Genomic DNA, 12,731 nt, shown 5'->3' with positions numbered 1-12,731 from the left:
GATGCGGGCATTCGGGCCAGCGCGCGACGAAACCCCTTCTGTGGTTCGCGATTTGCGCTTATGCAGGGGCCATCCCCGGGGGAGCGCTGGCCTGCGCTTGAGAGGGGGGCAAGAGCCCCCGACCCGCTGAACCTGATCCGGCTGACACCGGCGTAGGGAGGGAGCGGCCCCATCTCTCATGGTCCGTTTCCTCCGCATGGAGTGGACGACTATGGCAGATATCCCCGCAAAGGCCGAGATCCCCCCCGCGGGCAGCGCAATCGGCGTGACGACCGGCCCCATTCGTGGCTCGAAGAAGATTCACGTCGGCCCGCTGAACGTCGCGATGCGCGAAATCCATCTCGACCCGTCCTCGGACGAGCCGCCCTTGCGCGTGTACGACACCAGCGGCGCGTACACCGATCCGAATGCGCGCATCGACATCATGGGCGGCCTGCCGCAGATCCGCCGCGAGTGGATCGAGGCGCGCGGCGATGTCGAGGCCTATGACGGCCGCGAGATCCGCCCCGAGGATAACGGACAGCTCGGCCCTGACCGTTCGGGCGGCGTGCCGCAATTCCCGCGCACCGGGCTGAACCGTCCGCTACGCGCCAAGCCCGGCATGAATGTCAGCCAGATGCACTATGCGAGGGCCGGCATCATCACGCCCGAGATGGAATATGTCGCGACCCGCGAAAATCTGGGCCGCGAAATGCTGAAGGAGTATGTCCGCGACGGCGAGAGCTTCGGCGCGGCCATCCCCGATTACGTCACGCCCGAATTCGTCCGCGACGAAGTGGCGCGCGGCCGGGCGATCATCCCCAACAACATCAACCACCCCGAATCCGAGCCGATGGCGATCGGCCGCAATTTCCTGGTCAAGATCAACGCCAATATCGGCAACTCGGCCGTCGCCAGCAACGTGGCATCCGAGGTCGACAAGCTGGTCTGGTCGATCCGCTGGGGCGCGGACACGGTCATGGACCTGTCGACCGGGCGCAACATCCACGACACGCGCGAGTGGATCATCCGCAACTCGCCGGTGCCGATCGGCACGGTCCCCATCTATCAGGCGCTGGAAAAGGTCGGCGGCATCGCCGAGGAGCTGACCTGGGAGATCTTCCGCGACACGCTGATCGAACAGGCCGAGCAGGGCGTCGACTATTTCACCATCCATGCGGGCGTGCGCCTGCCGTACATCCCGCTGACCGCCAAGCGCGTCACCGGCATCGTGTCGCGCGGCGGCTCGATCATGGCCAAGTGGTGCCTGGCGCATCACAAGGAGTCGTTCCTTTACGAACGCTTCGACGAGATCACCGAGATCATGAAGGCCTATGACATCGCCTATTCGCTGGGTGACGGGCTGCGCCCCGGTGCGATCGCCGACGCCAATGACGAGGCGCAGTTCGCCGAGCTGTACACGCTGGGCGAGCTGACCAAGCGCGCTTGGGCGCAGGACGTGCAGGTCATGATCGAAGGCCCCGGCCATGTGCCGATGCACAAGATCAAGCAGAATATGGACAAGCAGCTGGAGGCGTGCGGCGAGGCGCCCTTCTACACGCTCGGGCCGCTGACCACCGACATCGCGCCGGGCTACGACCATATCACCAGCGGCATCGGTGCGGCGATGATCGGCTGGTACGGCACGGCGATGCTCTGCTACGTCACGCCCAAGGAGCATCTGGGCCTGCCCGACCGCGACGACGTGAAGGTCGGCGTGGTAACCTACAAGCTCGCCGCCCATGCCGCCGATCTGGCCAAGGGGCACCCCGCCGCCAAGATGCGCGACGACGCCTTGTCGCGGGCGCGGTTCGAGTTCCGCTGGCGCGACCAGTTCAACCTGTCGCTCGACCCCGACACGGCGGAGTCCTACCACGACCAGACGCTCCCCGCGGAGGGCGCCAAGACCGCGCATTTCTGTTCGATGTGCGGCCCGAAATTCTGCTCGATGAAGATTACCCAAGAGGTTCGGGAATTCGCGGCCAAGCAGAACGCCCCGGTCGAAACCTTCGTCGCGGCCGAGGACGCCGAGGCGGGGATGCAGGAAATGAGCGAGAAATTCCGCGAGAAGGGTGGGGAGGTCTACCTTCCGGCGGAGTGATAGAAAAAAGGGGCCGCACCCCGGTAAGGATGCGGCCCCGATTCCTAACCTCCGTTCAGCCTGAGCGAAGTCGAAGGCCAAGGGGGGGCGCTGGAGAGTGATGGAGGTCGGGCCTGTTGTGGGCCCGCCCTCTGTCGTTTCAACTTACGGGCATTCAGGCAGGCTCAACAGGTTGTTGGGCTGCTCGCCGTCATTCTGCGTCTTGAGATATTTATTGCCTGCGCTCGACCGGGCGACGATCACCCATGCCGTTTGCCCCCCGACCGAGACGTAAAATTGCCACTGTCCGGACTCGATCGCTGCAATGGCCTCTTCCTGCGTCAGTTTCCATCGGCTGGGGTAGGTTCCACCGACATGCGAAATCCTGTCATGGGCGCTGTATCGGTTGGTTTTATTGATGCACTGAATCTGAGCGGTGTTCGCCATTACTCGTCTCCTGCCGGCGGCAGGCAGCACACCGGTTGAAAGTTGACGAGAGGTACCGTAATTCCGTGTCGCTCACGTCCAACGAGCACGGAACAGGTACTGCCTGCTTCCTCCCCGAAGTTTGCCTCTGCAAAGGCAGCTTCGGGGATCATCATCCATGATGTTTTATAGCCTGTCCAGGAAATTTGGTTCCCATACTGTGTTTATAAGGGTACCTTATAAATCGCACATTGTGTGGCGGTCAGGCTACGCGTCAGTTGCTGAAGTCACAAACACAGTGTGTTGCGGCTGGGCCGCGATCTCTGAGATGATGGGCGTCGCGTGGTCAGCCAAGCGGCGCCCATCGCAATCGCATCCGTTCTGCCTCAATAATGGTACCGGCACTGCGCCACTTGCAGCACCTGCTCGTCACCGCTGCCCGCCACCCGGTACACCAGCCGGTGCTCATGGCTGATCCGGCGCGACCACCAGCCTGACAAGTTGCCGCCCAGCGGTTCGGGCTTGCCGGTGCCCTTGAACGGGTGACGGCGACATTCTTCGATCAGGGCATTGAGCTTGGCGAACAGCTTCGCGTCATGCGCATGGAGGTCGAGATACTCGGCCCATGATCGTGACGAGAATTGGACCTTCACGGCTGGATAAGATCGTGCGTTTCGCCGCCGCCCGCTTCCAGCTCGGCGATGCTCTCCAACAGGCGCTGGGCGTTCTTGGGCGAGCGTAGCAGATAGAGAGTCTCTTCGATCGACGCCCATTCGCTGGCCGAGATTAGCACAGCGCCTTCGCCCCGCTGGCGGGTGATCGCCACGGGTGCGCGGTCGGCAACGACCTTATCGATCATCGCCTTCAGATTTTCGCGCGCTTCGGAATAGGAGACAGCCTGCATACGTGTAGGATTGTACAACAACCTGTCCAATGTCAACCCTCACCGCTTCCGCACAAACTCCGCGCGCAGCACCAGTCCCTTGATCCCGTCGAACTTGCAGTCGATTTCCTGCGAGTCGCCGGTCAGGCGGATCGACTTGATCAGGGTGCCGCGCTTGAGCGTCTGGCCCGCGCCCTTGACGGTCAGGTCCTTGATCAGCGTCACCTGATCGCCGTCGCTCAGGACGTTGCCGACCGAGTCGCGCACCACGACCGCATCGTCGTCGCTGGTGGCCCCGCCCTTCGCGGCGGCGTCGGCGGCGCTGATCCATTCGCCGGTCGCTTCGTCATAGACATAATCTTCGTCGGCCATCGCGCTTGCCCCTTGTCTGATCGATGAATGGGCGGCCCTATGCGCGCTTGCGCAAAATGATGCCAGTATGATTACAGATCATGCCCGCTCGGTATCAGGCAGCGGTGGCAGCGCCCAGTCGATCGGCGGCTGGCCATGTTCGACCAGAAAATCATTGGCGCGCGAAAAGGGCTTCGATCCGAAAAAGCCGCCTCGCGCCGACAAGGGCGAGGGGTGGACCGAGGTCAGGACACAGTGCCGCCCCGCGCCCATCTCGCGCACGAAGCCCGCTTTCTTCTGGGCATAGGCGCCCCACAGGATGAAGACGACCGGCTCGGGCTTGGCGGCGACGGCGCGGATCACGGCGTCGGTGAACCGCTCCCACCCGCGCCCCTGATGTGAGGCTGCCTGCCCCATCCGCACGGTCAGCACCGAGTTGAGCAGTAGCACCCCCTGCCGCGCCCAATGATCGAGCAGGCCGTGGCCGGGCGGTGCGATGCCCAGGTCGGTCGCCATCTCCTTGTAGATATTGACCAGGCTGGGCGGCGGACGGACGCCGGGCTGGACCGAGAAGGCCAGGCCATGCGCCTGTCCCTCGCCATGATAGGGGTCCTGCCCCAGGATGACGACACGCACCTGATCGAGCGGCGTCAGGTCCAGCGCGCGGAACCACTCGGCCGGGCGGGGGAAGATGCGCTCGCCGGCGGCCCGCTCCTCGGCCAGGAAGGTCTTCAGCGCCTTCATATAAGGCTCGTCGAACTCGGTCCGCAGCGCGGCCAGCCAGCTTTCGTGCAGACGAATATCGCTCATGCCGCGTGTCATGCCGCTGGCGTCATCGCGGCGCAACCGCCACGGGGGATAATCGTTGAGCAGGCGATACGGTCGTCATTCCCGCCGGCCGCGTGACCTGTCAGGAGCATGTTCATGAAGCGTACGATCATCGCCTCCACCATTCTGGCCACCGCGCTGCCGCTGGCCGCCTGTGGCGGATCGAACGACACCCCGGCCAACAACGCGACGGCGGCGGCGGCGGCGGCGACCAATGCCAGCGGGATGAGCGCGGGCGAACTGGGCACGAAGGTCCGCGATCTGCCCGAGGGGCAGCGGCGCGGCGTGCTGTTCCGTGCGATCCGCGATTCGGGCACCAGCGGCGCGAGCTGCCAGTCGGTGACCAGCATGACCGAGATCGCGCCGACCAACGGCTATCCGACCTGGACCGCCATTTGCGACAATGTCGCCCAGTGGACGATCGTGCTGACCGCCGATGGCGGCGCAACGGTCACCGGACCCGCGCCGGTCAAGAAGAACGGCTAAAGGCCATGGCGGGTGGATCGCCCGGTCGGTCCACCCGCCCGTCCCAAGCCCGGTCGAGATTGCCCTTGTTCCTCCCCTGCAAGGGGAGGTGGCAGGCCGCAAGGCCTGACGGAGGGGTATAACCGTCGGCGAGACCGGCCTTAACGCGCCACGTGACCCAGCAGACGCAGCGTCTCGGGGTCGGGCTTTCCGTCGAAGAAGCGGTCCAGCCCGGTCTGGAACGGGACGGGGTCCTCCGCCACCGCCGCGAACAGGGTCAGCGAGGATCGCAGCTTCATCGCGTCGATGTCGCCGAAGATCACCTCGGCCGATCCCGGCGCGGCGCAGGCGGCCTGTACCACCTCGATCAGGCGGGGTCCGAGTAGCGGATGTGCCAGATAGGCGCGGGCTTCCCGCGCATCGGCGATCGCATAAGCCTGCGCCATCGCGCTGTGGCCCAGCCCGGCGATCTGGGGAAAGATGTACCACATCCAGTGGCTGCGCTTCCGCCCGGCTTGCAATTCGCGCAGCGCCGTGGCGAAATCATGGGTCTGGACTTCGACGAAGCGCGTCAGCGCGTTGGGGGAGGGGCTGGCCATGGCGTGGCAACCGTCCACCCGGGCAGCGCGTTCCTTGGTAAACGGATGCGTCGAGCCGACGTGATCGTCAGGAGAGTGTGATGCGCGGTGTCGTGAGTCTTGTCCCTTTGGCCCTGCTGGCGCTGGCCGCGTGTGGCGGCAAGGGCGGGGATGCGGATTCGGAGGTCGCACCGGGCAACTTCACCCCGCCCGGCACCGCGCGCCCGACCCCGATCGCCGGGGTGGCGCAGGAGACCCCGCTCAAGGCCTATATCGGCCATTATCCCGGCGATGCGGTCGACGGCGTCAGCTTTTTCGACCGGACCGAGGTGGCGAGCGCGCTGCACGACGCGGTGGGCGACCAGAAGCTGGTGCAGCGGATCATGTCGCGCGGCGCGGTGACGGTGCCGATCTTCGCGATGGGGGCGACCGGTCTTGCCGCGCATGGCTGCACTCCGCATGACTGCGCCGACAACAATTGGACGATGCAGATGGATATGAAGACCGGCAAGGCGCAGGTCTGCTATCACGACCGGGAGACGATGGGCGAGCGCAGCCAATGGTATATGGGCGGCGCCCCCGTCACGCGTCCCGGCGAATGTCCGCAGGAATAAGAGAGGCGGGCCGGCCCCGACAGGCCGGCCCGGATCGTCAGAAGGTATAGGCGACGCCCAGCGCGCTCAGCCACTGGCCGCGCGATCCCGCCTGCGACACGATCGGGCTGTCGCCGAAATCGTTGAGCATCCGGCCATAGGCGACGCTGCCGACCAGCTTCCAACCCTGAAGCAGGTTGCCGGTCAGCGAATAGGTGCCGATCGCGCCGGCGGTCCAGTTCTTCCAGCCCGACCGCGCGTTATACACCGGCAGGCCGCTCGCGAGGCTCTGGCCCTGGTTGATCGAGTAATAGCGGCGGGCATAGCCGCTGCCGGCATGTTCGGCGGTGGCGAACAGCCCGACCGCCGCCTTGGTCGACAACGGGGTGAAATAGTTGACGCTCGGCTGCCAGATGCCGCTGTCGTGCACGCCGGTGACGTCGTGGCGATAGCTGAGCGCGACCGACAGGCGGTCATAGGGGCTGGTAATCACCCCGACCTTGCCGATGCCGACATAGCCGCCCAGTTCGACCGCCGCGCCGATCTTGCCCAGCGCGCGGACACGGACGTCGTCGATGCGCGAGGGCGCGGTGCGGTCCAGATTGACAACACCCACGGGGCCGGCCTGGAAATCCCAGCCCGGATTGGTGCGGTCACCGATCAGGTCGACCGACAGGCGGTTGCCGATCAGCGTGATGGTATGGCCGTTGATATAGGCCAGGGCGGCGGGGGCGGGCGTGAACTGATAGTCGTTCGACCCCTGATAATCGGGGAGATAGGCGCCGCCCAGACCGATGGTGATGGTGTTCTTGCCCATCTGCGCGCCGACGGCGGCGGCGTCCGAGACATCGGCCGCCGGGACATCCTGCGCATGCGCCGGGACCGAGAGGGAGAGCGCCGCCGAGGCGATCAGCGGGGCGACCCCGCATAAAGTGGGGCGCGAAAAAAGGCGCAAGACGGAAAACTCCCTGAATGGCTTATCCGAAATGCAACGCCACGGTGGCGATTTCGCTCCGGCGATTGTGTCAGAATATGTACCGCATCCGAATCTGTTGTGTTTCGGCAACAGAATCGAGCGCGAAGCGCGCCGCCGTGAACCGCGGCGGGCCGAAGCGGATCGCCGGGTTGCGTGAAAAGCCGAAGCCTTCGCGGGGAATGCCCGCCAGCGTGTCGAGCTTGGCGTTGTTGTTCTCGTCATGGATGACGGCGGCGGCGTACTGGCCATGGGGCAGGCCGTCGAGATGGATGGCCTTCTGCCCCGCCGGCACCGATCGGGTCAGCGCGCGCGCGTCATCGACACAGGCCGGGAAATTGTCCGGATCGGCGGTCAGGCACAGGCGGACCATGCCCTTGGCCGAGCGCAGCTGATCAATCCCGATGTCCAGCCGGCTGACCGGCGCCGCGCCGATGAGCGGCAACGCGGCCAGCGCCAGCAGCATCGATGCGGCGCGCCGCCTGCGCATGGGCGCGCGCGAAATCTCCCAGTCCCCGGTCCGTCCCGCACAGTCGATCCCAGAAACGGAAGTAAAGGCCATAATTGCACCCATATTGCTCGTGATGCCGTTGATGGTGGCTTGCGGTGATGAGCCACCCCCCCAGGCGCCCCTGCCACATGAAGCGCGGGAAAATCTCCCAGCCCATGTGATTGGTAACGCCCATAACCGTCATGATCGTCAGCACCAAGCTGAGTGCGCCGACATGGATCGGAATTGCGAAGACCAGTAGCGGAATGGCCACAGCGCCGGTCACCGCCTCGATCGGGTGGAACGCCATCGCCGCCCAGGCGGTGGGCGGACGGCTGGCATGATGGACGGCATGCGCGCGCTTGAAGATGGCGGGCCGGTGCATCCAGCGATGCGTCCAGTAGAACCATGTATCGTGCGCGATCAGATAGAGCAGCACCGAGACGGGCAGATACCAGAGCGGATAGTCGTGCACGTCGGCGTAGATCCGCGTCCATCCCCGATTCTGCCAACCCCAGGCGACGATGCCGGCGGGCACGCCGTAGATCGCGGCGGAAGCGAGGCTCCACCAGATTTCACGCCGGATCTGCGGGTCCAGCCCGGCATACAGGTTCGGATGCCGCGCCCTCGTCGCCAGCGCGAACGCGCCCGACGCGAGCAGATAGCGGACACCGACGATCAGCGTCATGGCGATGGCGGACAGGATCAGGGCAAGTGTCACGGCGGCGGTATACCCTATCGGGGGCGGGGCTTGAACCGCGAACGTCCGGCGCGGGGCCTTTTGTTCGCGCGGAGGCGCGGAGGCGCGGAGGCGCAGAGAGGTGGAACCGCGCGTCGGCATCGGGTGTCCATTCGGCGTTGGCTTATGCCGCATCGTCCATAATGGGATGGCCTGTCGGCCGGGCGCACGCCCTCCGCGCCTCCGCGCGAATCTCCCCACATCCGTTCAGGCTGAGCGAAGTCGAAGCCCACGCCCCTCCCTGTCGGCAAGCGCATCCCGTGCACTTCGACTTCGCTCAGTGTGAACGGAGGTCCAAGGCCTTCTATTCCTCCCCTTGCAGGGGAGGTGGCAGGCCGAAGGCCTGACGGAGGGGTGTCGCGTTCGTCGAGAGGGAGTGGCAGGTCGGATTGCCCCCCGGCAATCCTCAAACCCGCAGGGCGGATTCGGCCTGCCGCTCCCCTCCATCAGCGTCGCTGGTCCCCCTCCCCTGCAAGGGGAGGAATAGGCCGAGGGTGTCTAGCCCCGGTGAAAAATCAAAATCGCCCGGTCATGATAGACCCCCTCGACCGGTACGCGGTAACCCAGCTTCTCGGCCAGCCGGATCGACGCGGCATTGTCCGGATCGATGATGCAGCAGGTCCGCCCGATGCCCTGCGCTTCGGCCCAGCCGAGCACCGCGCGCATCGCCTCGCCCGCATAGCCACGCCCGTGCGCCGCCGGGACCAGCGTCCAGCCGACCTCCGGCACGGTCAGTTCCGGCACGATCGCCCGGCGCGATTCTAATAGGCCGATGTCGCCCAGCACCTCGCCGCTCGTGCGGTCGCACACCACCCAGGCGCCATAGCCGAACAGCGTCCAGCACCCGACCGACCGCAGCAGCCGAATCCACACCTCCTCACGCGGCCGGGGCTTGCCGCCGATCATCGCGTACACCGCCGGATCGGCCCACATCGCGGCCAGCGCGTCGAGATCGTCGGGGTGATGGCCGCGCAAGGTCAGCCGCTCGGTGGTCAGGGTCGGGGCGCTCATGGCCCAAGAGCTTATCCCGCCTCGCGGATCACCGCCAGAAACGCCTCGCCATAGGCATCGAGCTTGCGCGCGCCGATGCCGGACAGGAGCGACAGCGCCGCACGGCTGCTCGGCCGTTGTGCCGCCATGTCGCGCAGCACCGAATCATGGAAGATGACATAGGGCGGCACGCCTGCCTCCTGCGCCAGCTCGCGACGCTTGGCGCGCAACGCCTCGAACAGCGGATTGTCCGCCGGGTTGGCGGCGACGGGGGCGGCGCGGCGGCCCTTCTTCTCGCGCTTGGGCGGCAGGACCAACGACAGCCGCGCCTCGCCCTTGATGAGCGCACGCGCGGCGGGACCGAACTCCAGCCCGCCATGCGGATTGGTGCGGAGCGCATCGCGCAGGAGCAGCGCGCGGTGGACGGGCTTGAGCAGCGCCACCTCATCGCCCGAGACGATGTTCCAGACCGACAAAGCCTCATGCCCGTTCATCAGGCTGCGCTCGCTCGACTGTCCGGTCAGCACCTGTTCGATATAGCCCGCGCCGAACATCTGGCCGGTGCGGAAGACGGCGGACAGGAATTTCTGCGCGGTGGTCGTGGCGTCGACCGCATCGGGCGAGCCGAGGCAATTGTCGCAATTGCCGCAGTCCTCCGCCAGCTCCTCGCCGAAATGGCGTAGCAGGATGCGGCGGCGGCATCCCCCCGTCTCGACCAGCGCGCCCAGCGCGGACAGCCGCGCGCGCTCGCCCGCCTGTCGTTCGGGTTCGACCTCGGCCATGCGCTGGCGCGCGCGGGCGAAGTCGTCGGCGCCCCAGAAGAGATGCGCGACCGAGGGATCGCCGTCGCGGCCGGCGCGGCCCGTCTCCTGATAATAGGCCTCGATCGACTTCGGCAGCCCGGCATGGGCGACGAAGCGGACATCGGGCTTGTCGATGCCCATGCCGAACGCCACGGTGGCGCAGATCACCATGTCTTCGGAGGCGACGAAATCGGCCTGGTTCTTGGCGCGCACGGCGGGATCGAGCCCGGCATGATAGGCGCGCACCGGGCGGCCGGTCCGCGCCAGCGCCTCGGCCAGCTTCTCGGTCGCCGCGCGCGTCTGGGCATAGACGATGCCGGGGCCGGGTGTATCGGCGACGACGCGCGCGATCTGCAGGTTCACATTCGCCTTGGGGCTGATCGCATAGCGGATATTGGGCCGGTCGAAGCCCGAGACGATCATGCCTTCGGTGGGAATCCCCAGCTGCTTGGCGATGTCGGCACGGGTATGCGCGTCGGCGGTCGCGGTCAGCGCGAGCCGGGGCACCTCTGGAAAGGCATCCATCAGCGGCTCTAGCAGCCGATAGTCGGGGCGGAAGTCATGCCCCCATTCGCTGACGCAGTGCGCCTCGTCGATCGCGAACAGGCTGAGCGGAGCCGACGCCAGCAACTCGCGGAAATGCGACGACGACGCACGCTCGGGCGCGACATAGAGCAGGTCGAGCTGGCCGTCGCGGAAGCGTGCGATCGTCTCGGCGCGGTTCTGGTCGACGCTGGTCAGCGTGGCGGCGCGGATGCCGACCGCCTCGGCCGCGCGCAGCTGGTCGTGCATCAACGCGATCAGCGGGCTGACCACGACGCAGCACCCGTCCATCATCACGGCGGGCAGCTGGTAGCAGAGCGATTTGCCCGCACCGGTGGGCATCACCGCCAACGTCCGCTGCCGGTTCAGGACACGGGTAACGACCTGATCCTGGACACCCCGGAACTGGCTGTACCCGAAGACTTCATGAAGCTTGGCAAGGGGGTCGGCGACCATCCGCGCTCATGTAGCGACGGCATGGGGGCGGGGGAAGGGTGGGGTGGCTGGAATTGCCTTTGGCCCGAATAGAGATTGGCACCGTGCGGTATCGAACAGGCTTTATCGGACGCGGCGGCGGCGATAGCGTGGTCCAGACGATTCAGCATGGCGGTCGTCCGCCACGGTCCTTTGGGGTGCGATATGCGTGTGTCTCGACTTGGGTTGGCTATCGCGCTCGGGACATGGGGTCTTGCCGGGGCGGCCCCGGCACGGACTGGCCCGGCCAAGCCCGCGCCGCTTCCCAAGAACGAGCGCGTCGGTATCTGGCAACCGATTGATGGGGACGAGCAGATACCGCTTTGGTCACCCGATGTGGGGCTTGCCAAGCCCGACTCCGGGGATCGGCCGGAGGCGACCGGCAACGGCACTGGGCTGGTCGCGGGGCGGAAATGGCATTGGGCGACCTATGTCACTCGCCCGACCATGACGCTGTATCGCCACAAAGGACACGGCAATGGCGCCGCCTTGCTGGTCCTGCCGGGCGGCGGGTTCGAGGTGGTGGCGATGGACCTCGAAGGCACGGAGATCTGCGACTGGGCGGTGCGCCAGGGCATGACCTGCGCCGTGCTCAAATATCGCACGCCGCAGGTCTGGCCGGTGGTCGATGGCCGGCAACAACGGCCCGAGACCTTGCTGGCGCTGGAGGATGCGCAGCGTGCCATCGGCCTGTTGCGCCAGCGGGCAAAAACCTACGGGATCGATTCGCACAAGATCGGCGTCATCGGCTTTTCCGCCGGGGCCTATCTCGCCGCGAATATGAGCAACACCGAGGCGCGCAGCTATCCGATCGCGGATGCCGCCGATCGCCAGTCCCCGCGTCCCGATTTCGCGGTCATCGCCTATACGGCGCGGATGCTGGACAACAGCAGGGGGAAGAACAATCTCGAATTACGCCCTTGGGTGACGATCAGTGCCAAGGCGCCGCCGACGATGATCCTGCATGCGATGGATGATCCGATGGACGACATCCGCCAGCCGCTGGCCTATGCGCTGGCGCTGAACGCGGCGAAGGTGCCTGTCGACATGCGGGTCTATGCCAAAGGCGGGCATGCGTTCGGCTTGCGGCCGACCGCCGATCCGATCACGACGCAATGGCCGGGGCAGGTGCGGCAATGGTTGCAGGACATCGGCATGTTGGCGAAGACTGCGCATCCCCGATAAGGCCCGGCGGGCGCTGTCCGGGGGCATGCGAGAACGAATGTCGATGAAAGCTGTTCGAGGCTTCTGTCGCATCGTAAGCCTCTATGAACGCGCACCGCTGCGCCAGTTGCTCGACCTCGATCCGATCGGTGCCGTCGACTGGATCATCGTGACGCTCGCCCGGCGCATGGTACGGTTTCTGGATGGCGCGCATGCGGCCGAGAATCTCGACGGTCCAGCGGTATCGTCGGGCTGGCGCGGCAATTTCGTCTTTCTGCTGTTCTGGGCGATACTGATCGCCGGTGCCGTCGCCCTCTTCGCCTGACGCGGCGAAAGCCGGAACCGGTCGGCTGGCCGCAACCCCGCTTGCCC

General features: G+C 66.1%; 16 protein-coding genes and 1 riboswitch. Of the genes, 5 read left to right on the top strand and 11 right to left on the bottom strand.

The features are described from left to right. The first annotated feature begins 72 nt into the window (after positions 1-72). A riboswitch (TPP riboswitch) is annotated at positions 73-163 on the top strand. Between the two features lie 48 nt (positions 164-211). After that, the gene (thiC, locus tag GGR48_RS14455) at positions 212-2,080 is read left to right on the top strand and encodes a phosphomethylpyrimidine synthase ThiC (RefSeq protein ID WP_221211522.1); all 1,869 of its coding nucleotides are present in this window, start codon (positions 212-214) and stop codon (positions 2,078-2,080) included. A 144-nt stretch (positions 2,081-2,224) separates the two neighbouring features. Here thiC and GGR48_RS14450 read toward each other — a convergent pair whose 3' ends face one another. The 5 genes from GGR48_RS14450 to ung all read right to left on the bottom strand — a co-directional run bounded on the left by GGR48_RS14450 (position 2,225) and on the right by ung (position 4,529). Then, positions 2,225-2,506 (bottom strand): DUF3892 domain-containing protein, encoded by a 282-nt coding sequence (locus GGR48_RS14450; protein ID WP_183952548.1) that lies wholly within the window; start codon positions 2,504-2,506, stop codon positions 2,225-2,227. A gap of 365 nt (positions 2,507-2,871) precedes the next feature. Continuing rightward, entirely contained in the window at positions 2,872-3,138 is a 267-nt protein-coding gene (locus GGR48_RS14445; RefSeq protein ID WP_183952547.1) for a Txe/YoeB family addiction module toxin, read from the bottom strand. Continuing rightward, positions 3,135-3,389 carry a type II toxin-antitoxin system Phd/YefM family antitoxin gene (locus GGR48_RS14440; protein ID WP_058733588.1) on the bottom strand — a complete coding sequence of 85 codons (255 nt, stop codon included), beginning with the start codon at positions 3,387-3,389 and terminating at the stop codon, positions 3,135-3,137. Before GGR48_RS14440 ends, GGR48_RS14445 begins: the two co-directional genes overlap by 4 nt. Before the next feature lie 39 nt (positions 3,390-3,428). Beyond that, on the bottom strand, positions 3,429-3,740 hold the full coding sequence (locus GGR48_RS14435) for an alkylphosphonate utilization protein (protein WP_183952546.1): 312 nt from the start codon (positions 3,738-3,740) through the stop codon (positions 3,429-3,431). A 78-nt stretch (positions 3,741-3,818) separates the two neighbouring features. Then, a complete protein-coding gene (gene ung / locus GGR48_RS14430; RefSeq protein WP_183952545.1) occupies positions 3,819-4,529 on the bottom strand; it encodes a uracil-DNA glycosylase in 711 nt (236 codons plus the stop codon). A 114-nt stretch (positions 4,530-4,643) separates the two neighbouring features. Between ung and GGR48_RS14425 the strand changes: the two genes are divergently transcribed. Then, a complete protein-coding gene (locus tag GGR48_RS14425) occupies positions 4,644-5,033 on the top strand; it encodes a hypothetical protein (RefSeq protein WP_183952544.1) in 390 nt (129 codons plus the stop codon). Positions 5,034-5,173: 140 nt separating this feature from the next. On the opposite strand, the gene GGR48_RS14420 is transcribed toward GGR48_RS14425, so the two are convergent. Beyond that, a complete protein-coding gene (locus GGR48_RS14420; RefSeq protein ID WP_183952543.1) occupies positions 5,174-5,611 on the bottom strand; it encodes a DUF1810 domain-containing protein in 438 nt (145 codons plus the stop codon). Positions 5,612-5,691: 80 nt separating this feature from the next. On the opposite strand from GGR48_RS14420, the gene GGR48_RS14415 reads away from it, so the two are divergent. Then, a complete protein-coding gene (locus GGR48_RS14415; RefSeq protein ID WP_183952542.1) occupies positions 5,692-6,204 on the top strand; it encodes a hypothetical protein in 513 nt (170 codons plus the stop codon). Between the two features lie 37 nt (positions 6,205-6,241). On the opposite strand, the gene GGR48_RS14410 is transcribed toward GGR48_RS14415, so the two are convergent. The 5 genes from GGR48_RS14410 to recQ all read right to left on the bottom strand — a co-directional run bounded on the left by GGR48_RS14410 (position 6,242) and on the right by recQ (position 11,177). Next, the gene (locus GGR48_RS14410) at positions 6,242-7,138 is read right to left on the bottom strand and encodes a MipA/OmpV family protein (protein WP_240456110.1); all 897 of its coding nucleotides are present in this window, start codon (positions 7,136-7,138) and stop codon (positions 6,242-6,244) included. A gap of 70 nt (positions 7,139-7,208) precedes the next feature. Further along, a complete protein-coding gene (locus GGR48_RS14405) occupies positions 7,209-7,622 on the bottom strand; it encodes a DUF2141 domain-containing protein (RefSeq protein ID WP_183952541.1) in 414 nt (137 codons plus the stop codon). After that, entirely contained in the window at positions 7,552-8,334 is a 783-nt protein-coding gene (locus GGR48_RS14400; RefSeq protein ID WP_221211527.1) for a sterol desaturase family protein, read from the bottom strand. The genes GGR48_RS14405 and GGR48_RS14400 overlap by 71 nt, the downstream gene beginning before the upstream one ends. A 549-nt stretch (positions 8,335-8,883) precedes the next feature. Continuing rightward, a complete protein-coding gene (locus GGR48_RS14395) occupies positions 8,884-9,396 on the bottom strand; it encodes a GNAT family N-acetyltransferase (RefSeq protein WP_183952539.1) in 513 nt (170 codons plus the stop codon). An 11-nt stretch (positions 9,397-9,407) separates the two neighbouring features. Further along, positions 9,408-11,177: a DNA helicase RecQ gene (gene recQ / locus GGR48_RS14390; RefSeq protein ID WP_183952538.1), complete on the bottom strand. Its 1,770-nt coding sequence runs from the start codon at positions 11,175-11,177 to the stop codon at positions 9,408-9,410. Positions 11,178-11,381: 204 nt separating this feature from the next. Here recQ and GGR48_RS14385 point away from each other — a divergent pair, with 204 nt between their 5' ends. Together GGR48_RS14385 and GGR48_RS14380 are read left to right on the top strand one after the other, a co-directional pair. Further along, positions 11,382-12,380: an alpha/beta hydrolase gene (locus GGR48_RS14385; RefSeq protein WP_244954865.1), complete on the top strand. Its 999-nt coding sequence runs from the start codon at positions 11,382-11,384 to the stop codon at positions 12,378-12,380. A 43-nt stretch (positions 12,381-12,423) separates the two neighbouring features. Further along, complete coding sequence (locus GGR48_RS14380) at positions 12,424-12,684, top strand: hypothetical protein (protein ID WP_183952536.1); 261 nt, start codon at positions 12,424-12,426, stop codon at positions 12,682-12,684. Positions 12,685-12,731: the final 47 nt, after the last annotated feature.

Source organism: Sphingomonas pseudosanguinis (assembly GCF_014196255.1).
Taxonomy (GTDB): Bacteria; Pseudomonadota; Alphaproteobacteria; order Sphingomonadales; family Sphingomonadaceae; genus Sphingomonas; species Sphingomonas pseudosanguinis.
The sequence above is the reverse complement of the archived record's forward strand: the minus strand, read 5'-3'. Positions and strand labels throughout refer to the sequence as shown.